This window comes from Nonomuraea sp. NPDC059007, from assembly GCF_042740555.1.
Taxonomy (GTDB): Bacteria; Actinomycetota; Actinomycetes; order Streptosporangiales; family Streptosporangiaceae; genus Nonomuraea.
The window spans coordinates 1-20,360 of record NZ_JBHYJD010000092.1; the positions used below are offsets into that span (position 1 = coordinate 1).

General features: G+C 72.7%; 15 protein-coding genes. 6 read left to right on the plus strand and 9 right to left on the minus strand.

All coding sequences use genetic code 11. The annotated features are described in order from the left end of the window. Positions 1-87 precede the first annotated feature (87 nt). A complete protein-coding gene (locus ACFWY5_RS56615) occupies positions 88-861 on the plus strand; it encodes an ABC transporter permease (RefSeq protein ID WP_379620000.1) in 774 nt (257 codons plus the stop codon). Between the two features lie 2 nt (positions 862-863). Here ACFWY5_RS56615 and ACFWY5_RS56620 read toward each other — a convergent pair whose 3' ends face one another. From ACFWY5_RS56620 to ACFWY5_RS56635, 4 genes are read right to left on the minus strand one after another with little or no spacing between them, the layout of a single operon-like run. Then, positions 864-3,539 (minus strand): ATP-binding cassette domain-containing protein, encoded by a 2,676-nt coding sequence (locus tag ACFWY5_RS56620; RefSeq protein WP_379640183.1) that lies wholly within the window; start codon positions 3,537-3,539, stop codon positions 864-866. Next, positions 3,524-4,684 (minus strand): OmpA family protein, encoded by a 1,161-nt coding sequence (locus tag ACFWY5_RS56625; RefSeq protein ID WP_379640184.1) that lies wholly within the window; start codon positions 4,682-4,684, stop codon positions 3,524-3,526. Before ACFWY5_RS56625 ends, ACFWY5_RS56620 begins: the two co-directional genes overlap by 16 nt. Next, the gene (locus ACFWY5_RS56630) at positions 4,681-5,877 is read right to left on the minus strand and encodes a hypothetical protein (protein WP_379640185.1); all 1,197 of its coding nucleotides are present in this window, start codon (positions 5,875-5,877) and stop codon (positions 4,681-4,683) included. Before ACFWY5_RS56630 ends, ACFWY5_RS56625 begins: the two co-directional genes overlap by 4 nt. Further along, positions 5,874-6,623: a hypothetical protein gene (locus ACFWY5_RS56635; protein WP_379640186.1), complete on the minus strand. Its 750-nt coding sequence runs from the start codon at positions 6,621-6,623 to the stop codon at positions 5,874-5,876. Before ACFWY5_RS56635 ends, ACFWY5_RS56630 begins: the two co-directional genes overlap by 4 nt. Before the next feature lie 84 nt (positions 6,624-6,707). On the opposite strand from ACFWY5_RS56635, the gene ACFWY5_RS56640 reads away from it, so the two are divergent. Next, positions 6,708-7,415, plus strand: a complete 708-nt coding sequence (locus tag ACFWY5_RS56640; protein WP_379620008.1) for an NUDIX domain-containing protein — start codon at positions 6,708-6,710, stop codon at positions 7,413-7,415. Positions 7,416-7,458: 43 nt separating this feature from the next. On the opposite strand, the gene ACFWY5_RS56645 is transcribed toward ACFWY5_RS56640, so the two are convergent. Beyond that, positions 7,459-9,348 (minus strand): hypothetical protein, encoded by a 1,890-nt coding sequence (locus tag ACFWY5_RS56645; RefSeq protein WP_379640187.1) that lies wholly within the window; start codon positions 9,346-9,348, stop codon positions 7,459-7,461. Between the two features lie 15 nt (positions 9,349-9,363). Then, positions 9,364-9,891 carry a hypothetical protein gene (locus tag ACFWY5_RS56650; protein ID WP_379640188.1) on the minus strand — a complete coding sequence of 176 codons (528 nt, stop codon included), beginning with the start codon at positions 9,889-9,891 and terminating at the stop codon, positions 9,364-9,366. An 88-nt stretch (positions 9,892-9,979) separates the two neighbouring features. Here ACFWY5_RS56650 and ACFWY5_RS56655 point away from each other — a divergent pair, with 88 nt between their 5' ends. After that, complete coding sequence (locus ACFWY5_RS56655; RefSeq protein ID WP_379640189.1) at positions 9,980-11,674, plus strand: hypothetical protein; 1,695 nt, start codon at positions 9,980-9,982, stop codon at positions 11,672-11,674. Here ACFWY5_RS56655 and ACFWY5_RS56660 read toward each other — a convergent pair. Then, entirely contained in the window at positions 11,649-14,273 is a 2,625-nt protein-coding gene (locus ACFWY5_RS56660; protein ID WP_379640191.1) for an AAA family ATPase, read from the minus strand. The genes ACFWY5_RS56655 and ACFWY5_RS56660 overlap by 26 nt on opposite strands. A gap of 68 nt (positions 14,274-14,341) precedes the next feature. Here ACFWY5_RS56660 and ACFWY5_RS56665 point away from each other — a divergent pair, with 68 nt between their 5' ends. Then, positions 14,342-15,433, plus strand: a complete 1,092-nt coding sequence (locus tag ACFWY5_RS56665) for an epoxide hydrolase family protein (protein WP_379620017.1) — start codon at positions 14,342-14,344, stop codon at positions 15,431-15,433. Here the strand turns inward: ACFWY5_RS56665 and ACFWY5_RS56670 are convergent. Further along, positions 15,430-17,220, minus strand: a complete 1,791-nt coding sequence (locus ACFWY5_RS56670; RefSeq protein WP_379640192.1) for an APC family permease — start codon at positions 17,218-17,220, stop codon at positions 15,430-15,432. The genes ACFWY5_RS56665 and ACFWY5_RS56670 overlap by 4 nt on opposite strands. Positions 17,221-17,846: 626 nt before the next feature. On the opposite strand from ACFWY5_RS56670, the gene ACFWY5_RS56675 reads away from it, so the two are divergent. Together ACFWY5_RS56675 and lysA are read left to right on the plus strand one after the other, a co-directional pair. Continuing rightward, positions 17,847-18,107 (plus strand): SAV_915 family protein, encoded by a 261-nt coding sequence (locus ACFWY5_RS56675; RefSeq protein WP_379640193.1) that lies wholly within the window; start codon positions 17,847-17,849, stop codon positions 18,105-18,107. Continuing rightward, positions 18,107-19,414, plus strand: a complete 1,308-nt coding sequence (lysA, locus tag ACFWY5_RS56680) for a diaminopimelate decarboxylase (protein ID WP_379640194.1) — start codon at positions 18,107-18,109, stop codon at positions 19,412-19,414. Before ACFWY5_RS56675 ends, lysA begins: the two co-directional genes overlap by 1 nt. A gap of 188 nt (positions 19,415-19,602) precedes the next feature. On the opposite strand, the gene ACFWY5_RS56685 is transcribed toward lysA, so the two are convergent. After that, positions 19,603-20,271 (minus strand): response regulator, encoded by a 669-nt coding sequence (locus ACFWY5_RS56685; protein ID WP_379640196.1) that lies wholly within the window; start codon positions 20,269-20,271, stop codon positions 19,603-19,605. Between the last annotated feature and the right edge of the window lie 89 nt (positions 20,272-20,360).

Below are 20,360 nucleotides of genomic sequence, written 5' to 3' on the forward strand. Positions count from 1 at the left end.
CGCACATCCCGATCTTGCCTCTCCAGGCTCAGCAGCGCGCTCAGCCCCTGGCGTAACGGGAGTGCCTACTCAGAAAGGTAGGGCGGCATGAGCGCGCTGACCGCCGCGGCCGACCTGCGCCGCCTGGTCGGCCGCGACCTGCGCCGCGAGCTGCGCACCCCGGACAGCCTGATCGTCAACCTCGCGCTGCCGGTGATCATCATGCTGTTGTTCGTGTACGTGTTCGGCGGCGCGATCACCACGGGGTCGAGCGGGCTGGACTACATCGACTTCGTCGTGCCCTCCGTCCTGCTGATGTCCGGCGGGTACGGCTCCGCCCTCACCGCCGTGGCCATAGCCGACGACATGACCGGCGGCATGATCGACCGCTTCCGCACGCTCCCGATCAGCGGCTGGACGGTGCCGGCCGGGCACGTGGTGGCCTCGGTGGTGCGCAACATGGTGGCGTCCGCGATCGCGCTGGCAGCGGCGGTCGCGCTCGGCTTCCGGCCCTCGGCCTCGCTCGCCGAGTGGGCCCTGGTGCTGGCGCTGGTGGCGGCGTACCTCCTGGCGATGTCGTCGCTGGCGGTGATCTGGGGGCTGGCCGTGCGCTCGACGCAGGCGGCCGGGGCGTTCAGCTTCGTCGTGCTCTTCCTGCCGTACCTGTCCAACGGGGTGGTCCCGGCCGAGACGATGCCGCCGGTGCTGCGCGCCTTCGCCACCCACCAGCCGGTCACGTCCGTGGTGGACACGCTGCGCGCGCTGCTCCTGGACCAGCCGATGGGCTCGTCGGCGGCGCTGGCGGCCGCCTGGCTCGGGGGCGCGGTCGCGGTCAGCATCCCGATCGCGGCCGTCCTGTTCAGGCGGCGGACCGCCAGATGAGCTCACCCCCAGCCGACGCCGCGTCCGGGGGTGAGGCGGGACGAGAGCACCGCGACCGCGATCAGGGAGTACGCGACCGCCAGCGCGGCGCACATGGCCAGGTCGAAGAACCACTGCCCGGAGGTGTGCGCCCACAGGGCCTCCCGCTCGCCGGGCAGGCCGGTGAGGGAGGCGGCGGCGGCCAGGCCCCACCGGTCGGGCAGCAGCGCGGCGGTCACGGCGAGCGCGCCGCCGCCGGACAGATCCGCGGTGGAGCCGTTCAGGGCGATCTGGGCGACCGAGGTGAGGGTGACGGCGAGCACGGCCTGTTCCAGCTTGCGCACCGAGACCGAGATGAGCAGCCCGAGTGACATGGCCGACACCGACAACACCGCCAGCACCAGGAAAAGGTCCAGCGTTGGTGTCGTCCACAGGGACGCGGCCGGTCCCGGGCGGATCCAGGTGAAGACCAGCGCCATGATCAGCGCCTGCAGGATCGCCACGGCGGCGAAGACCTGCCATTTCGCCGCGAGCACGGCGGTGACCAGGACGCCGGTGCGGTGTTCGCGGGTGATCGTGCCCATCTCGGCGACGATGTCGCTGTAGGTGAGCGCCTGCCCGCTGAGCATCGCCAGCGTGGTGAGCAGGCTGATCGCGGTGACCGCGTCGCCCGAGGCGCCCTTGCCGAGGCCGTCGGGGCCGGTGACCCAGGCGGCCAGCGCCGCGGAACCGGCCGCGACCAGGAACGGCATCAACGCCACCGCCCATCTCCTGACCGGCCCGGTCGAACCCGCCCGTACGCCGCGGGTGGCCAGCAAGGCGACCTGGCGCGACAGCAGCACGCGCCACTGGCGGGTGAACGTGGCCGGCGGCCGTCTGCGCTTGACCCGCGGGCCCGGCCGGGCGTCGGCGCCGCCTGCCCGGATGTGGGCGGCCGCGTCGCGGGCTTCGGCGTCGGCCTGGCGGCTGCCGTACCGGATGGCGAAGCTGTCGGCCTGGACGTCGAGGTCCTTCATCAGCGCGGCCCAACGCTCGCGCTCGAGGTCGGGCAGGACCCGCTCGGGCGGGCCGTAGAAGACGGGCCTGCCCTGTTTGACCACGACGAGGACCTGGTGGGCCTGGCCGAGGTGTTCGACGGCGTGTGTGACGATCATGACGGTGGCCTCGTGGGTCTCGGCGTATTCGCGAAGGAAGGTCATCACCTCGTGGTCGAGCCCGGGGTCGAGGCCCGAGGTCGGCTCGTCGAGGAGCAGGAGCGTCGGTTTGTTCAGCAGCTCCATCGCGATCGACACGCGGCGCTGCTGGCCACCCGACAGGGCGCTGACGCGGTAGTGGCGGCGTTCGTCGAGCTTGAGGTCGCGGCAGACCTCGCCCACGCGCGTCCCGGTGCGGCGGCCCGGCCCGCGCAGGCGGTAGGCGTAACGCAGGAGCTGGTCGACGGTGAGCGTGGCCAGCAGGTCCGTGCCCTGCGGCACGAACCCGAGCCGCTCCCTGATCTGCGGCCCGTGCGCGGCCAGCGACAGCCCCTCGAAGTACAGCTCGCCCGCGCTCAGCGGCAGCTCGCCCAGCAGCGCGCTGAACAACGAGCTCTTGCCCGCCCCCGACGGCCCGAGTATCGCCAGCAGCGTGCTCTCCGGCTGCACGAACGACATGTCCCTGATCCGGTAGTACTGGTCGGTGCTCGCCTCCAGCCCGAAGGCGACGACCTTGCGTTCGCCGAGCCTGCTGACGTCGAGCGCGTCGAGACCGGGCAGCACGTAGTAGCGGTACTCGCCGAAGTCGAAGTGGTCGCCCGGCGCGAGCAGCGCCTCGCGTACCGCGCCGCCGCCGATGTAGGGGCCGTTGCCCCGGCCGAAGTCGCGCAGCCGCAGGTGCTCGCCGTCGCGGGCGAGGCGGAAGTGCCGGGGTGCCGCATAAGGCTCCCCCAGCCGGTACGGCTCCGCCGAGTCGGCCCCGAACACGTTCTCCCCCGGCCCCAGGGCGATGCGGAAGGCCGGCGGGCGTACCGGCTCCACCTCGACCGGCGGCGCCACCGTGGCCGCCCGCCTGACCCAGGCCGGCGCCTGCCCGCCGAAGCGGAGCTGGTCGGCGACCCACGCCTTGTCCGGGTGGAAGCGCAGCAGGGAACGCAGGTAGGCGTCGAGCCTGCGGCCGTACAGGCGTTCGGCCAGCCGTACCCGGGCCGAGGCGACCTCCAGCGACTGCTCGCGCAGCGCCTCGGTCCGCACCCGGTCGGCGGTGGCCGCGTCGAGCGCGGTCTTGGCGCGCGCGGCCACCTCGCGGGCGGCGGCGAGCCGGCGGGCGCGGTGGCGGCGGCGGCGCGCGCGCACGACGACGTCGTCGAGCCCGGTGTCGCCGGGACGCCGCTCGCCCTCCTCCTCGGCGGTGAGCGGGCGTGCGAGCGCGGCCACCCTTGCGTCGGCCAGTCGGCTGATCTCGCGGGCGGCCGCCTCGCGGGAACCGGCCTCGGCGATCAGACCGGGCAGGGGCGCGATCTGGCGCTGGTGGCGAATGTACTCCTGGTGGTAGACCTGCTGCGCCTCGCCGATGATGACGTCGCGGTGCGGCGAGCTGATCGGCTGGGGACGCGGGGTCTTGGGCCGGTCGGGGATCTGGCGCAGGCCGTCGCGCAGGCCGTGCCACCAGTCGCTCCAGCGGGTACGCACGTCGTAGGCGAGCGGTTTTATGGTTTCGGGCATCGTTCCCGCCGGATGACGACCTTGCGGTTCTGGTTGGCCTTGGCCGGGTCGAGCCGGCCGTCGGGCAGGGTGTCGTCGACACGGTCATCCCAGTCGGTGCCGACGCCCCTGGCGGTGATCTTGTTCTCCGGCACGCCCAGGGAGACGAGGATCTGCTTGACCTTGTCCGCCCTGGCCTGGGAGAGCGGGCGGTTGATCGCGTCGCCGCCCTCGGAGGAGGTGATGCCGATCAGCTCGACGGGCCGGCCGGCGTCGGCGAGGTCGGGGGCGAGCTCACGCAGCGTGGCCGTGGCCGCGGCGGGGTGGCGGAAGTCCGCTTTGCCGCGGATGAAGCCGACGTCTCCGGCGTTCCGCAGGACGAGGTCGCCGCAGGGCCGAATCGGCGTCGGCGTGGGCATGGCGATCGTCGCGACCGGGGGCAGTCCCGGCATGGCCGAGGGCTGGCCCGGGCCCGTCGTGATCTCGGCGCAGGCGGCGCCCGCGGCCGTGGCGGCCTTGGTCCAGATCGCGCCCAGGTTCTCGCTCACCCTCGGCGGCAGGTCCACCTGCGGGTCGGCGGCCAGTCCCAGCCCGTCGAACAGCACGCGCCGCCCGGTCAGGTCGGGCAGCAGCTTTCCGCCGACGAGGTGGTCGGTGAGGTCGTCGGGGTCGGCGTCCAGCACGCCGTCTTGCGTGAAGTCCAGGTCGCCCTCAGTGGCCAGCGCGGAGTCGACCACGACGATGCTGCCGCCCTCCCCCGCCATGCGGGCGGCCACCTCCAGCGCCTTGAGCACGTCCGCCTCCGCCTTCACGGCCTTGGCCTGCGCGTTGATCGCGGCGGAGATGTCGGTGACGTGCCGGTTCACGCTCGCCTCCAGCGCGGGCGTGTTGGCGGCGGAGGAGGCGAACCGGGTGGAGTAGATCGGCTGCGGGTCCCCGTCGAGCCGGACGGCGTACACGCTGTGGCGCGCCATGAGGACCTTCCTGATGAGGGCGTTGAGCTCGGGGGAGATCACGGGCGCGGGCGAGTTCGACCGGGCGCCGATCACCAGCGCCAGCGAGCCGCCGTCGCCGACGCAGGCCAGCGGTTTGGCGGGCGGCTGGTCCACGCCGCACGCGGTCAGCGCGACCGTCAGCGCGACGCCCGCGAGCGCGGTTCTTCTCATGGGTCCTTCTTCCAGTGCGGGCGGTGGTCGGACTGGAACATCGCGTTGGTGGCGCTGGGGTCCTGGTGGTACGCCGCGTGGTGGACCCGGACCATCTGCTTCAGCTCCTCGGCGAGCGCGGCACGGGTGCCCATCTCGGCCAGATGCCGCTGCCTGGCCTCGCGCAGCTCCTCGGCGTACTGGATGCGCTCGCTCTGCGCCCTGCTCAGCCGGGCGCTGGAGGCCGCGGCGGCCTCGGTGACGGTGCGCAGGTTGCGCATCGCGCGGGCGTAGTCGGAGCGGGCCGGATGCGTGGTCAGGTAGCCGCCGAGCGCGGCGACCAGGCCGGTCGCCAGGTAGAGCGCGAGGAAGACGCCGGCCATCCCGAGGGCGGCCGGCAGGTCGGGGGCGGCGGCGGGGCCGCCGATGACGATCGCGGGCGGCTCGCCGGCGTCGCCGAAGAAGTAGCGCAGCGCGGCGGCGCCCACGCCCAGCACCAGCCAGACCAGGAAGCAGAGCACGACCCATCGGATCCGCCGCTTGGTCCCGGCGCTCGCCTCGCGGGCCTGGACGCCGATCTGGTGGCTCAGGTACAGGGCGGTGCTGGTCAGCCCGGCCACGATCAGCGCCCCGGCCACCGGGGGCAGGTCGGCCAGCAGGATCTGCATGACCTGCCAGAACGCGGCGGCGTCCGCGCCCGCCGCCAGCACCAGCGCCACCACGTGCAGGAACGTCGCCGGTGAGCGCCCGGCCAGCAGCGGCGGGTCGGCGAACCCCGGCCGCGCCGGATCCTGGCCGGTCAGGCGGTCCCTGGCCGAGTCCACCGCGGTCCTGGCGTCGGCCAGGCGGCGCTGGAGGTAGGCGTCGCTCTTCTCGTACTGGGCGAGGGCCGGCTCGATCGTGTTGATCCTGGCCACGCTCTCCACCTGGAAGCCCGCGTACTCGGCGGCGGCCTGGTGCTGCCAGGTCTCGTGCCAGGCGTTGATCAGGTTGTCGAGTGATCCCGCGGTGAGCTCGTCGGTGCCGGGCGCGAGCCGGTCGGCGTACGACTGGGTCAGCACCAGATGTCCGGCCCGGTCGACCGGCGTCGGCCGGAAGGTGTTGCGGGACGGTGGCGGCGCGTGCGCCTCCTGGAACGGCATGCCGCCCAGGCCGGTGATGCGCAGGTCCCGCCTGCGCAGCCACCACCGCCTGAACGCCTGGAACACCCTCATGCGCTCTCCGTCGGTTCGTCGCGGATCCATCGGGGCAGTTCGGGCGCGCTCAGCTTGAACAGCAGGTTGAGCGGCCCGGGATCGGGATGCCGGGCCAGCAGCCCGGTCAGGTACACCGCGCGCCGCCGCCGGAAGTGCTCGTGCACGCGCAGCGCCCGTGCCCGCGCCACCCGCGGCCGCAGCTCCTGCCGCTCGGCGAGCGAGACGGCCCGCTCTCTCTGCTCGTCGAGGCGGGCGTGCAGGTCCTCGAAGGCGCGCAGCGCCCGTAGCCGGGCGTTCTCTCTGGCGGTACGGCGGCGCCGTTCGATCAGCGCGTCCGGATGGGTGAGCGGGTCGAGCTCGGCCGGTCCCCTGCGCAGGTCGTCCTTGGTCAAGGGCCGCGCGCACTCCTCCTCGGCCAGGCGCAGCCGGTGCCCGGCCTCTTCCAGCTCCCTGGCCAGCGCGTCCTCGGCGGCCACGGCCTGGCCGTGCAGCTCGCCGAGCCTGGCCAGCTCGTCGTCCCTGGCGACCCGCTCGGCGGCGATGCGTTCGAGTGCCTCGCTGGTCAGCATGGCCAGGTAGGCGGTCTCGGGTGCGGGCGCGCCGTCCTCGCCCTCCTCGGCCACGTGGCGCAGGAGGTCGGCCAGAAGCTTGCGCCGGCCGTCGCGCCTTCCCGCGGACTGGTCGGCGCGCCGTGTTTCCGGCGGGTAGGGGATGGCTTCCTCGGGAGGGCCTGCCCAGCTCGCCGTGTCACCTAGATCACCCATCAGGCTTTTCTCTAACTTTAGGTCGATGTGACCTTATCAAGGGGGCGATGTTTAGGTCAAGATGACCTTAGGTATTCTCTAGGAGTGTCCAAGTACGACGGGACGGCGCCGGTCGCGGTGACGGTCGATCTGGTGATCTTCACGCTCCGCGAATCCGCCCTGCAGGTCCTGCTCATCGAGCGCGGCAAGCCACCTTTCATGGGCGGGCTCGCGTTGCCGGGCGGGTTCGTCCGCGACCACGAGGACCTGCGCGGGGCCGCCCTGCGCGAACTGGGCGAGGAGACCGGGGTCGACGGCGGCAAGCTCCACCTGGAGCAGCTCCGCACCTTCGGCACCCCGGGCCGCGACCCGAGGGTCCGCACCTTCACCGTCGCCTACCTGGCCCTCGGCCCCGACCTCCCCGCCCCCGTGGCCGGCACCGACGCCGCCCACGCCCGCTGGATGCCCGTGGCCCAGGCGCTGTCGCCCTCGGTCGAGCTGGCCTTCGACCACCGGGCGATCCTGCGGGAAGGGCTCGACCGGGCGCGGGGCAAGCTGGAGTACACGACCGTGGCGGCGGCCTTCTGCCAGGAGCCGTTCACGCTGGCCGACCTGCGGCATGTGTACGAGGTGGTGTGGGACCTGGACCTCGACCCGAGCAACTTCCGGCGCAAGGTCCTGAAGGCTGACGACTTCGTGGTGCCTACCGGGGCGTTCCGAGCTCCGGAGGTGGGCCGGCCCGCCGAACTGTACCGCCGCGGCCGAGCCGAACTCCTCTATCCCCCCATGGTCCGCACCACCACCCCCACCTGACCCCCCACTCCGGCCAGCGCCCCTCTGCCTGCCGCCGCCCGGGTCAGGTGGGGGTGGGTGGGGTGTCCAGGGCGCCCAGGGTGATCAGGTGGAGGACGAACTCGGCGGCGTTGCGGGCCGCCCTTGCCTGGTGGCGCTTGGTCTTGCCCACTCCCCAGTCGCTGATCGCCTTGATGACGATCCAGTCGGCCCGGTGTTTCGCGGCGGCGGCGTACACCCCGGCGCCTTCCATCTCGCCGCCCAGCGCGTCGGGGTGGGCGGCGATCAGGCGGTTCCGCTCCTCCTCGGAGTTGAGCAGCGTGTTGCCGGAGAGCATGACCCCTATGTGGGGCTTCATGGCGTCCACCGCGTAGCAGGCGTTGAGCAGTTTGACCGACGGCTCCGCGCGGGCGCCCCTCGGGATCTCGACCGGGCCCGACTCGCCGTCGACGATCTTCTTGAGGTCCAGGACCCGGAGCTGGCCGGCGACCAGTACGTCGCCGATCCGCTGCGGGCCCTTGCGCAGCCCGTAACAGATGCCGGTGAGGATGACGTAGTCCGGCCGCAGGTCCTCGATGAGGGTCTGGGCGGTGAGCATGGCGCCGGCGGTGGCGGTGGTGCCGGGTTCGGATCGGGCGAGCAGGATGGTGGCCTTACTGACCACGCCGAGGTTGAAGACGACGTGCGGGCCACGGAAGTCCACCTCGGGCGCGTGTTCGGTGTGTGCGCGCACCACGGCCTTGACCTGCTCGTACTCCACGCTGGTGGCCACCAGGAGCAGTACCTTCGTCGTGGCGTCCATCGCGGTCAGCTCCTTGTCGAGGTTGGCGCGGCGACGGCGGCGGGCCGCCAGGTACCAGCGGCCCGCGGTCAGCACGACCAGGACGCCGGTGAGGGCCACGATGCTGGTGAACCAGCCGGTGACGACGACTTCCGGCGTCGCGGGGCTCAGGTGGGGCGGGTCGGTCAGCAGGAGGCGCTGGGAGAGCCAGCGCAGGGCCGTCCAGTAGGTGGCGGGGCGGCCCGCGCAGTCGTTCCCGCAGGCTTCGGCCTCGGAGTCGGCGACCAGCGCCGCTTCGACGAACACGAGGGTGGCACCGGCGAACAGGTACAGCAGGAGGCCGGAGACGGCTTCGCGTTCGCTGGGCTCCCGCGGGTGCGCCCGGGGCAGGGAGACGAGAAAGGCCAGGCCGTCTCCCTGGTCGTCCAGTCGGGCGTGCCTGGCCCGCGCGAGGAAGGCGGTGCGCATGGCCTCCGTGGTGACGCCGTTCAGCACGCACACGAGGCTGCCCCGGTCCTCCCCCCAGCCTCCGGGCAGCGCCGCCAGCCGGTCCACGATCGCCTTGATCAGCGGCTCGGCGCGCTCGAACCGCGCCTGGTGGCAGACGGCGACGGACCAGTGCTCGCCGCGCAGTTCCTCAGTGGTGACGCGGTGGTCGCGCCCGCGTTCCACGACTGGGCGCAGGACCTGCCACACCAGGTTGAGCGCCATGGCGACCAGGACCCCGGCCACGTGGAAGACGCCCAGGACGGGCAGAGTGAGCACCACGACCAGCCACTCTCGCCGGACCAGCGCGAGCGGGATGAGCGCCAGGCTGAGCAGGAGCAGGAGGGCCGGCGGGGTGAAGGCGACGAACACGTCCCAGAACCGGTCGGCCAGGCGTGGCCCTGCGCCTCTGGTCCCGCGAGGCGGGCGGCGGCGGAGTGGGGGTTCCAGCATCGCGAACTCGTTCTCGCCGCGCCAGACGAGGCGGCCTTCGAGGGCGGCGCCGTACAGCTGGAGTGAGAGCGGAGCGCGGGAGCGGATGGCGCCGAAGACGCCGCGCGGCCGGGCGGTGCGCCGGACCTGACGGCCGTGTTCGGCGGTGCGGGCGGCTCGGGCGGCGGCCCGTGCCTGGGCGAAGGTCACGGCGGGCGTGTAGGCGCGGCCGGGGTCAGCGTGGTCCGCGGACATGGTCGATCGTAGGCATCAGACCTGCCCGCTCATGGTGTTTCTGATGAAGTGCGCGCCCAGGATCAGGGTTCCGCTCGCCTCGACCGCGATGAGCATCATGAGTCCGGCGGAGTGCGGGGCGTTCATCCAGGCGACCGAGAGTGCTATGAAGGCGGTGAGGCAGAACAGGGTGAGGTCCACGGCTAGCTGGAGGATCTTGCGTTGTCCCCGGCGCGGGTCGCCGCGGTGGCGGTGTTCCCAGGTGAACACGCCGTCGGGCGGGTGGCCGAGCCGTACCAGTTCGGGCGTGATCGCGTGCTGGATGTGCCGTCCGATGGCGGTGATGCGGTCGTCGTTGATGAGATAGGTCCAGCCGAGGATCATGCAGACCGGCGGGAGCAGGGTGAGCATGGCGGACGCGCCCGTCTCGATGGCCCCCGCGATCACCAGGGCGAACGCGCCGAGCGAGGTGTAGACGAGGTTGTCGCGGGTGGAGATGCGCAGCCGTTGCTCTTCTTTGAGGTGCTCGTACTCCAGGAGCAGCAGGCCCGAGTCGTCCCGCATACAGCCTCCTTCCCGTTTTAGGTCAGTTCGACTATAAGGAATGCCGTACGATAAGGTCAAGGTGACCTTTAAGGTGAGGGGTGAGCCGATGACGTGGTGGCTGGGCGAGGACGGGTCCCCGCGCGACCTGGTGGTCGTGCTGACGGCGCTGCCCCTGGAGGCCGAGGCGGTCCGCCGGCGGATGCGCAACGTGGAACGCCGCCCGCACCCGTCGGGCACGCTCTTCGACGTCGGCGAGTTGCCCGGTGTGCGGACCGAGGTCGTGCTCGTGGTCACCGGCGACGGCACCAAAGAGGCGGCGATCATCACCGAGCGGGCTATCGAGACGTTCCGGCCCGCCGCCGTCCTGCTGGTGGGCGTGGCCGGCTCGCTCAAGGACAGCGTCGGGCTCGGCGACGTCGTCGTGGCCAAGCGCGTGCACTGCTACGCCGGCGGCAAGGAGACCGCGGAGGGGCTCCTGTCGCGCCCGCGCACGTGGGACGCGGGGTACCGGCTCCTCGCCCTCACCTACGACCTCGACGTCGACTGGCCGGGCGAGCCGCCGCGGGTGCACCACAAGCCGATCGCCTCCGGCGACACGCTGCTGGCCAGTCGCAGCGGCTCGCTCTCCACCCTGCTGAACGAGCGCTTCGAGGACGCGGTGGCCATCGAGATGGAGGGTGCGGGCATGGCCATCAGCGCGCAGCAGCGCGAGACCAACGCGCTGGCCATCCGCGGCATCAGCGACCGCGCCGACGAGCTCAAGCAGGCGGCCGACGCGGGCGGCTCGCAGGAGCGCGCCGCCGACAACGCCGCCGCCTTCGCCGTCGCTCTCATCGCCGCCTTCGCCGCCACGCGCAAGAAGGCCAAGAAGGCCACGACCGTGCCCGGCCACCTCGGCGGGGAGATCCTGGCGGCCAGGCTCGGCGGCGCGGTCAACAGCCTGTGCTTCGGGCCGGGCCGTACGCTGCTGGCCGCCGCGCTGAGCGGCCCGATCCGCCGCTGGCGGCTGGACGACGGCGAGGAACTGCCCCCGATCCACGCGGCCACCTGGATGCCACCGCGCTACGGCGTGCGCGTGGCCGCCTCCCCCGGCGGCGGCCCGGTCGTGGTCCGCGACGGCTACCAGTTGCGCGCCCTGCGCCCGGACGAGCCGGATCACCCGCCGGTCTCCCTGGGCAGCGTCACCTACCCCGGCGACCTCTACTTCGCCAGCACCGCCTCCTACGCCCTGCTGTCCTGGGCCACGATCTTCCGCCTCCGTTCGACGGCGACCGGCGCCGACCTGCTCTCCTTCACCGCCGTCGCCGCCTCGATCTCAGCCGACGAGAGCACGCTGGCCGTCGCGAAGGGCCTGGTCAGCGGTGGCAGGAACGTCCAGGTCTACCGGCTGCGGCCCGGCCAGGAGCCCGTGCCCACCGGGCCGCCGATCGAGCTGCACCAGGCGGCCGGCATGGCCCTGCAGATCGCGCTGTCCCCCGACGGCGCCATGCTCGGCGGCATGACCGCGCGCTGGGCCGGCGTCTTCGACGTCGAGCGGGGCGTGCCGATCATGCCGAGGTCGGGCGGCGGGGACCTGTGGAGCCAGTTCTTCCCCGAGGCGATGAGCCTGGTGTGCACCCCGCGCGGGCGGCTGCTGCACATGAGCAAGGGCCGGGTGCTCCAGCTCGACGTCAACCGCCGCGGCGACACGCCCTTCCTGCCCGGCGGCGGCGGGTACCGGCGCCTGGTCATGAGCCCGGACGGGCTGCTGGCCACCGGCGACGCGTCCGGCTGGGTCAGGGTGCGTCCCTGGCAGGACTGAACTCCGGCAGCGCGGCCAGTTCGGTACGCGAGCTCACGCCCAGCTTGGGAAAGGCCTTGTAGAGGTGCTGGCCCACGGTCCGCGGGCTGAGGAAGAGCCGGGCGGCGATCTCCCGGTTGGCCAGTCCCTGCGCCGCGAGCTGCACGATCTGCCGTTCCTGCGGGGTGAGCGCGGCCAGCGGGTCGCGCGCGCCGGAGCGCGAGGTGGACCATCCGGCCGCGTCGAGCTCGGCCCTGGCCCGCGCCGACCACGGGTGGGCGCCGAGCCGCTCGAAGGTCTGCAGCGCCGAGGTCAGCGGCGGGCGGGCGTCCACGCGGCGGCGGGCCCGGCGGAGCCACTCGCCGTAGAGCAACTGGGTGCGCGCCTGCTCGAACGGGCGCGTGTGCAGCGCCAGCGCGTTCGTGAAGTGCTCCTCCGCCGGTTCGGCCAGGGCGCGGCAGCGGTGGGCGAGCGCGTGCGCCCACGGCTGGTCGAGGATGGCCGTCCACTCGGCGAACCTGGCCAGCGGCTCGACCGCCCGGCTCGGCCGGCCGCAGCGCACCGCCGCCTCCACCAGGTCGGGGACGACGCGCATGGCGGAGATCTGGTTGCGGGCCCTGCCGTACAGGAGGTCCTCGAAGGCGAGCAGCGCCGCCTCGGCGCGGCCGAGACCGAGGTCCAGCAGCGCCCGCGCCTCGCCGAAACCCGCGCACGCGCTCTCGTCGCCCTCAATCGCGCCCAGGTACGCCAGCAGCGCGCCGGCCTGCGTCGCCCACTGCGGCTGGGCGGTGTCGCGGGCGATCCGCACCGCCTCACCGGCGTGGGCGCGGGCGTCGGCGTGCCAGCCGAGCGCGAGCTGAGTGCTCGCCAGGTACGTCAAGGACTGCGGCAACAGGCCGACCCGGCTCTCCTCCCTGGCCTGGGCGGTGGCCCGGGTGGCCAGGTCGTGGGTCTGCCGGTCAGGCTGGGCCAGGCCCAGCGCGCCGACCAGCAGCAGTCCCCGCCGGTCGAGCGCGGCCAGCTCGCGCCCGGCGGCCACCACCTCGGGCAGCGGCGGCAGCCCTTCCACGGGACGGCGCAGGGCGAGCGCGGCGAACCACCGGCACAGCAGGTACACCGGCGTCACCGGATCATCCTCCGGCAGCCGCAGGCCGGCGAGCTGCCGGTCGGTCCTGGCGGCCATGTCGCGGTCGCCGTCGAGCCAGACGAGCGAGGAGGCGTCGAGCAGCAGCCAGACCGCGGCCCGAGGATCGTCGCCGGCGAGGCGGTCGATGCCGATCGACAGCTGTGCGTGGGCGCTCGGCAGCAGTCCCAGCCCGTAGTCGGCGCAGGCGCGCACCCGGATCAGGCGGGCGGCCAGTTCCGGGTCGGCGTAGGCGCCGGTGGCGTGCTCGGCGATGGCGCGGGCGTGGTCGAATCGCCCGCCGTACTCGGCCGCCTCGGCGGCCAGGGTGAGCCGCCTGGCGCGGTCGTGCGCGCCGGCGCTGAGCTCGGCGGCCCGCTGGTAGGCGGCGGAGGCGGCCGCTCCGCCGCCGCGCTCGGCCGCCCGTTTGGCCGTGCCCTCCAGCTCGTCGGCGAGCTTCTCGTCGGGCGCGGTCGCGGCGGCTGCCTGGTGCCAGGCCCGGCGGTCGGCGTCGCGCGGGTCGGTCAGGGCTCCGGCCAGGGCAGCGTGTACGGCCAGCCGTACCTCGTCACCGGCGGCGCCCTGAACGGCGGCCCGCACGAGCGGATGCCGGAACCCCAGGCGGCGCCCCTCGACCGTGATCAGCCCGCTCTCCCTGATCACCGCCAGGTCGGCGGCGGTGCCACCCAGCTCGCGACCGGCGGCCAGCACGACGTCGAGGTGGCCGGTGCCGTCGAGGGCGGCCACGGTCAGCAGCGTCCTGGCGGCGGCGGGCAGCGCGTCCGCCCGGTGCTGGAACGCCTCCCGCAGCCGCCCGGTCAGCGGGTGCAGGCCGAGCGACTTGGGCAGCTCGACGAGGGCCAGCGGGTTGCCGCCCGCTTCGGCGAGCACGCGATGGCGCAGCTCGGACGGCAGGTCGCCGGCGGTGGCGTCGAGCAGACCGGCGGCGTCGGCGGGCAGCAGGGCGCCGAGCCTGACCTCGGACAGGCCGGGCGCGGGGAAGCCGGGCTCGCGGGCGGCGAACAGGAGGAAGACGCCATCGGCGTCCAGGCGCCTGGCGGCCACGAGCAGCGCGTCGGCGGAGGCGTGGTCGAGCCAATGGGCGTCGTCGACCAGGCAGAGCAGGCCGCCGTCCGCGGCCAGTTCCGACAGCAGGGACAGCACGCCGAGCCCGACGAGGAAGCGGTCGGCGGCGGCTGGACCGAGGCCGAAGGCGCCGCGCAGCGCGTCGGCCTGGGGCGGCGGCAGGTACGGCAGGTGGCCGAGCACGGGCTGCAGCAGCAGGTGCAGCCCGGCGTAGGGCAGTTCGGCCTCGGCCTCGACGCCGGCGCCGCGCAGCACGCGCATCGGGCCCGCGACGGAGGCGGCGTGGTCGAGGAGGGAGGTCTTGCCGATGCCGGGGTCGCCGCGCAGCACCAGAGCGCCGCCGGCGCCCTCGCGGGCCTCCGCCAGCAACTGGCTCAACGCGGCCTGCTCGCCGTCGCGCCCCCACAGCACGTGTCGCAGCCTATTACCTATGAGATGACTCATTCACCACGTTTCGCCCCGGGTCTAATGTCGCGGTCATGACGCCCTTCCAGATCGAGATCCCGCAAGAAGCCCTCGATGACCTGCGCGAACGCCTTCTCCGTACGCGGTGGTCGCCCGAGCTGCCCGGCGCCGGCTGGGAACGCGGCGTACCCGTCGACTACCTCAAGGGCCTGGCCGACTACTGGGCCAACGACTTCGACTGGCGCAAGGCCGAGGCCGAGCTGAACCAGTGGCCGCAGTACCGGACCGAGATCGGCGGCCAGACGGTGCACTTCCGGCACCTGCGCGCCGAGCGCGAGGACGCGCTGCCGCTGCTGCTCCTGCACGACAACCCCGGCGGCATCATCGGCCTGCTCGACGTCCTCACCCCGCTCTCGCGCGACTTCCACATCGTCGCGCCGACCATGCCGGGCTTCGGCTTCTCCACGCCGGTGGCCAGTACCGGCTGGACGGTCCCGCGTACCGCCGGGGTGTTCGCGGAGCTGATGGCGAGTCTCGGCTACGAGCGCTACGGCGCCCACGGCGGAGGCGGCGGCGCCAACCTGTCCATGGAGCTGGGCCGCCAGGTTCCGGAGCGGCTGGCCGGGATCCACGTCAACGCCTACGTCACGATCCCGGCCGGGGACCTGCCCGAGCTGAACGAGGACGAGCAGCGGCGGCTGGGCCTCATCCAGCGCTTCATGCAGGACGGGATGGGCTTCAACATCATCATGACCACGCGGCCGCAGACGATCTCGCACGGCCTGCACGACTCCCCGGTCGGCCAGGCCGCGTGGATCGTGGAGAAGTTCAAGGAGTGGACCGACGGCAGCGCCGAGCTGCCCGAGGACGCCTTCTCCCGCGACCGCATCCTGACCGAGGTCAGCACCCAGTGGTTCACCGGCACCCAGGGCTCGATCTCGCAGAGCTACCGCGACGTCTCCGAGGACCCGAACGCCTGGGGCCCGAAGGCGCCGATCACGGTGCCGACCGCGTTCGCGGTGGCGGCGAGCGACGTGACCGTACGCGGCCTGGCCGAGCAGGAGACGAACGTGGCCCGCTGGACCGAGTTCGACCGCGGCGGCGCGTACCTGGCGCTGGAGCAGCCGGACCTGCTCATCGCCGACCTCCGCGCCTTCTTCGGCTAAACGTACTGGCCCTCGACCGGCTCGGTCAGGCGGAAGCGCATCCGGCACACCACCGCGTCGGTACGCCTGCGCAGCGCCCTGGCCAGGACGGCCCCGCGCTGGTTCTGCAACAGCCGCTGCCAGGCGTGCTCCGGCTCCACCTCAGCGATCAGCACGAACACGTGCGCCTCCGGCACCTGCTTGAGGTAGGTGACCAGGGGGTCGTCGAGGCGGCGCCGGGCGCCGAAGAGCTGGACCAGCTCGACGTCGGGGTGCCAGAGCTCCCAGTCGGCGACGAAACCGCGGGCGGCGCCCTCGTCCTCGGGGTGGGCGATGTTGACGGCCACCACGCGGTCGCCGAGCGAGAGGGCGGCGGCCAGCGCGTCGCGGCTGAGCCGGTTGACCGCGTGGACCGGCACCACGACCAGCGAGCGGCGCGGGCGCGGCGGGGTGGGCGTGCGGCCGAGTTCGAGCCGCTCGCCGATCCGCGCGTACGAGCGGTTGACCCACGTCATCGCCGCCACCATCAGCGGCAGGGCGACCACGATGAGCCAGCCGCCCTCGGTGAACTTCGAGACCGTCACCACGATCGCGGCCACGAACGTCAGCAGGGCGCCGAAGCCGTTCAACGCCACCCGCCATTGCCAGCCCGCCGGGCGTTCGGCCAGCCAGTGCCGGACCATGCCGGTCTGGGAGAGCGTGAAGCCGACGAAGACGCCGATGGCGAACAGGGGCACGAGCAGGTTCATGTCGCCCTGGGCGACGATCAGCAGGAGGGCGCTGGTGACGGTGAGGAAGGCGATGCCGTACCGGTGGACCTGGCGGTCGGCGCGCAGCGCGAACAGGTGCGGCAGGTTGTTGTCGGCGGCCAGCAACTGGGCCAGCACGGGCAGGCCGCCGAAGGAGGTGTTGGCGGCCAGCGCGAGCAGCACGACCGTGGAGAACTGCACCAGGTAGAACAGCCACCCGTCGCCCAGCGCCGCCTGCGTGACCTGCGCGAGCACCGTCACTCCCTCGACCGGGGCGATCGAGAACTTCTCGATCAGCGCCGCGATGCCGATCAGCATGACCGCCAGCAGCGCGCCCAGCGCGACCTCGGCGTTCTGCGCCCGCCTGACCCTGGGCTGCTTGAAGGAGGGCACCGCGTTGGCGATCGCCTCGACGCCGGTCAGCGAGGCGCAGCCGTTCGCGAACGCCTTCAGCAGCAGGAGCACGCCGACCGTCTGCAGGCTCGTGGCGGTGTGGCCCGGGTCGACGGCGGCCTCGCCACGGATCAGCCCGGCCACGATCACGAGCATGATCGAGCCGATGTAGATCAGCGTGGGCACGATGAACGCGCGGGCGCTGTGGGCGATGCCCTTGAGGTTGATCGCGGTGATGAGCGCCAGCACCCCCAGGCACAGCCACACGGTGTACGGCAGCAGCCCGGGGAAGGCCGAGGTGAGCGCGGCGACGCCGGCCGCCACGGAAACGGCCACGTTGAGCACGTAGTCGATGATGAGCGAGGCCCCGGCCACCAGACCGGCCCTGCGGCCCAGGTAGGCCTTGGCCACGCCGTACGCGCCGCCGCCCTGGGGGAAGGCGGCGATGACCTGCCGATAGGAGAAGGTCAGCACGGCCAGCAGCGCCGCGATGGTCAGCGTGACCGGGATGGTGAATCCGAGGCCGGCGCCGCCGGCGAGGGCCAGGACGAGCACGATCGCCTCGGGACCGTAGGCGACCGACGCCATCGCGTCCAGCGACAGCGCGGCCAGCCCGCCGATGACACTCAGCCGATGCCGGTCACCGGGGGCTTGTACTGCGGACATCGAAGTCCTCCAGAAGTGGGGATGACAGCCCCATAGTCAGCCCAAACCAGACCCACATAGTCGGATATATGTGCGTTATTGATGTCTTTAGGGCGGATTAATACACGAAAGGTACGGGCCTCGGGCAGCACTCCCGAGGCCCGTACGTCCAACCGAGCAGCCCGGCGCCCAGCCGACCAGCCGGTGCGCGCTGGTCCCCTGCCGCGTACGGCGCAGCGTGTCCGCCTGAGCCTTGCCCCGGCTCTCGGCCACCGCCTCCGACGGGTTCCCGAAGACGACCGTGAGCCACAGCCATCCGGCCATCAGAACTTGCCTGGATATCGGATGGCCAGGAGGAGGTACACGAGCAGGGCCACCGAGATCAGCAGCCCCACGAGGTTTTCGAGACTCACGCGCTCATGGCAGCTTTCCCCGCGTCGGCCGCACAACCCCCCTTGACGGGATCATCACGATATTTCCCCCGATTCCTTCACCGTGTTGACGCCAGACCGGCCACCCGGGGCCCGATGTCAACCCGGCGTCATCGTTGCGGCCGAACGCGTCTGGATCCCGTAGCGAAGCGGTCACCGGCGCCCTTCTCCGGCCTAGCGTCACATTCGTACGACTTCTCCCAGGAGGATCACGAAATGTCAGACGTGCCGCTATTTGTCCCGGTGCACCAGGGCCGGTTCAGCTCTTCGCTCCGGCTGTTCCGCACGGCCGCGGGCAAGCGTACGGCGGTGGCCTTCAGCTCTCCGCTGCGCGTGGCCGCGGTGCTGGGCAGCGAGCAGGCCTGGGTACGGCTCACCGAGCCCGCCCTGCGCGGCATGCTCCGCGACCTCGAGGTCACCGGCGTCGTCGTCGACCCCGCGGGCGTCATGGCCCGCGCCACCGCCGGAGCGGCCTGATGTGCGCCCTCGGCCAGGACCTGGCCGCAGCGACCGAGACCCGGACCCCCTGGCCGTCGACGACGCTCTTCCGCGAGGACGGCGACGCCACGACCGCCGGCGTCTCCCTCATGGAGATCGCCCGCCTCTACGGCACCCCCGCCTACGTGGTGGACGAGGCCGACGTGCGCCGCCGCTGCCGCGAGTACGCCGACGCCCTGCCCGGCGGCACCGTCGCCTACGCGGCCAAGGCGTTCCTGTGCCGGGCGATGGCCGGCTGGGTCCGCGAGGAAGGGCTCAGCCTGGACGTCTGCTCGGGCGGCGAGCTGGCCATCGCGCGCTCCGTCGGCTTCCCCGCCGAGCGCGTCATCTTCCACGGCAACGCCAAGACCCCCAGGGAACTGCGGGACGCGGTGGAGGCCGGCGTCGGCCGCCTCGTGATCGACAACCTCGCCGAGGTGCATCGGGTCGCGGCGCTGGTCCCGGAGGGGCGGCGGCAGAAGATCCTCATCCGCGTCATCCCCGACACCGGTGACGCCGTGCCCAGCCAGAAGTTCGGGCTGTCCATCGCCACCGGCGAGGCGGGCGTGGCGGTCGCGCGGGTGCTCGGCCAGCCCGAGCTGGAGCTCGTCGGCCTGCACTGCCACCTCGGTTCGCAGATCGAGACGGCGCGGCCGTACGAGGAGGCGGTGCGGGCGCTGGCCGAGCAGCTCGCGCTCATCCGCGACGCCCACGGCGTGGTCCTGCCCGAGCTGGACCTCGGCGGCGGCCAGGCGATCGCCTACCTGGACTCCGAACGCGGGCTCGACCCCCGGTCCTTCGCCGCGGCACTCACCGCCGCGCTGGAGGACCGCTGCGCCGGGCTCGGCCTGCCGGTGCCGCGGCTGATCGTGGAGCCGGGCCGGTCGATCAGCGGCCCGGCGGGGATGACGCTCTACCGCGTCATCGCGGTCAAGCGCGGCGGCGGGCGCGTGTTCGTCGCGGTCGACGGCGGGATGAGCGACAACCCCCGCCCCTCCCTGTACGGCGCGCGCTACACCGTCAGGATGGTCGGCCGGCGCTCCCGCGAGGCCTCGCGCCCGGCCACGGTCGTCGGCCACCACTGCGAGACCGGCGACGTCCTGGCCGAGGACGTCCCGCTGCCCGCCGACGTACGCCCCGGCGACCTGCTCGCCGTGGCCGCCACCGGCGCCTACCACCACTCGATGGCCTCCACCTACAACGCCACCGGCCGGCTCCCCGTCGTCGCGGTGTCGGCCAGGCGAGCCCGCCTGGTCGTCAGACGCGAGGAGCCGGAAGACCTGTTCCTGCGTGAAGTGGGGCTCTGATGGGCATATCGGATTATCTACCCACCCGTGTCGGAAGGAGCATGATGCGGTCGCAGAAGCCGCGCCCCGAAACGCTTGGGCTCCTCGTACTGATCGCCATAGCCGCGGCGATCACCCTCCTTGTGGAGGTTCTTCCTTAGCAATACCGGAGCCGCGCTCGTGAATTAACGAGCGCGGCTCCGGCGTGTTCAGGGCTGGAAGCGGTAGCCCATGCCGGGTTCGGTGATCAGGTGCGCGGGGTGGGCGGCGTCGGGCTCCAGCTTGCGCCGCAGCTGGGCCATGTACTGGCGCAGGTAGTGGGTCTCCTTGACGTACTTCACGCCCCAGACCTCGGTGAGGATCTGCCGCTGGCTGACCAGCTTGCCGGGGTTGCGCAGCAGGAGTTCGAGTATGTGCCACTCCGTCGGCGTCAGCCGTACCTCGCCCGAGATGGTTTTGCTGGTCAGGTCGACCAGATGCTCGCCCACCTTGACGCGGGCCAGTTCCGACTCGTGCAGCGTGGTGCGGCGGGTGACGGCCCTGATGCGGGCCAGGAGTTCGTCGATGCCGAAGGGCTTGGTGACGTAGTCGTCGGCGCCGGCGTCCAGGGCGTCGACCTTGTCCTGGTTGCCGGCCCGGCCGGACAGCACGATGATCGGGACGGTGGTCCAGCCGCGCAGGCCGTGGATGACGTCCACGCCGTCCAGGTCGGGCAGGCCCAGGTCGAGGATGACCAGGTCGGGGTGCCAGTCGGCGGCCTCGCGCAGGGCCGAGCCGCCGTCGTGGGCCACCGCCACCTCGTAGTGACGGGCGACCAGGTTGATGCGCAGCGCCCGCAGGATCTGCGGCTCGTCGTCGACGACGAGGATCCTGGTCATGCCGCCCTACCTTTCTGAGTAGGCACTCCCGTTACGCCAGGGGCTGAGCGCGCTGCTGAGCCTGGAGAGGCAAGATCGGGATGTGCGGG

Excerpts from the sequence above, each read along its gene's own strand:
- ACFWY5_RS56615 (WP_379620000.1), top strand. The coding sequence starts at position 88 with ATGAGCGCGCTGACCGCCGCGGCCGACCTGCGCCGCCTGGTCGGCCGC.
- ACFWY5_RS56620 (WP_379640183.1), bottom strand. The coding sequence starts at position 3,539 with ATGCCCGAAACCATAAAACCGCTCGCCTACGACGTGCGTACCCGCTGG.
- ACFWY5_RS56625 (WP_379640184.1), bottom strand. The coding sequence starts at position 4,684 with ATGAGAAGAACCGCGCTCGCGGGCGTCGCGCTGACGGTCGCGCTGACC.
- ACFWY5_RS56630 (WP_379640185.1), bottom strand. The coding sequence starts at position 5,877 with ATGAGGGTGTTCCAGGCGTTCAGGCGGTGGTGGCTGCGCAGGCGGGAC.
- ACFWY5_RS56635 (WP_379640186.1), bottom strand. The coding sequence starts at position 6,623 with ATGGGTGATCTAGGTGACACGGCGAGCTGGGCAGGCCCTCCCGAGGAA.
- ACFWY5_RS56645 (WP_379640187.1), bottom strand. The coding sequence starts at position 9,348 with ATGTCCGCGGACCACGCTGACCCCGGCCGCGCCTACACGCCCGCCGTG.
- ACFWY5_RS56650 (WP_379640188.1), bottom strand. The coding sequence starts at position 9,891 with ATGCGGGACGACTCGGGCCTGCTGCTCCTGGAGTACGAGCACCTCAAA.
- ACFWY5_RS56655 (WP_379640189.1), top strand. The coding sequence starts at position 9,980 with ATGACGTGGTGGCTGGGCGAGGACGGGTCCCCGCGCGACCTGGTGGTC.
- ACFWY5_RS56665 (WP_379620017.1), top strand. The coding sequence starts at position 14,342 with ATGACGCCCTTCCAGATCGAGATCCCGCAAGAAGCCCTCGATGACCTG.
- ACFWY5_RS56670 (WP_379640192.1), bottom strand. The coding sequence starts at position 17,220 with ATGTCCGCAGTACAAGCCCCCGGTGACCGGCATCGGCTGAGTGTCATC.
- ACFWY5_RS56675 (WP_379640193.1), top strand. The coding sequence starts at position 17,847 with ATGTCAGACGTGCCGCTATTTGTCCCGGTGCACCAGGGCCGGTTCAGC.
- lysA (WP_379640194.1), top strand. The coding sequence starts at position 18,107 with ATGTGCGCCCTCGGCCAGGACCTGGCCGCAGCGACCGAGACCCGGACC.
- ACFWY5_RS56685 (WP_379640196.1), bottom strand. The coding sequence starts at position 20,271 with ATGACCAGGATCCTCGTCGTCGACGACGAGCCGCAGATCCTGCGGGCG.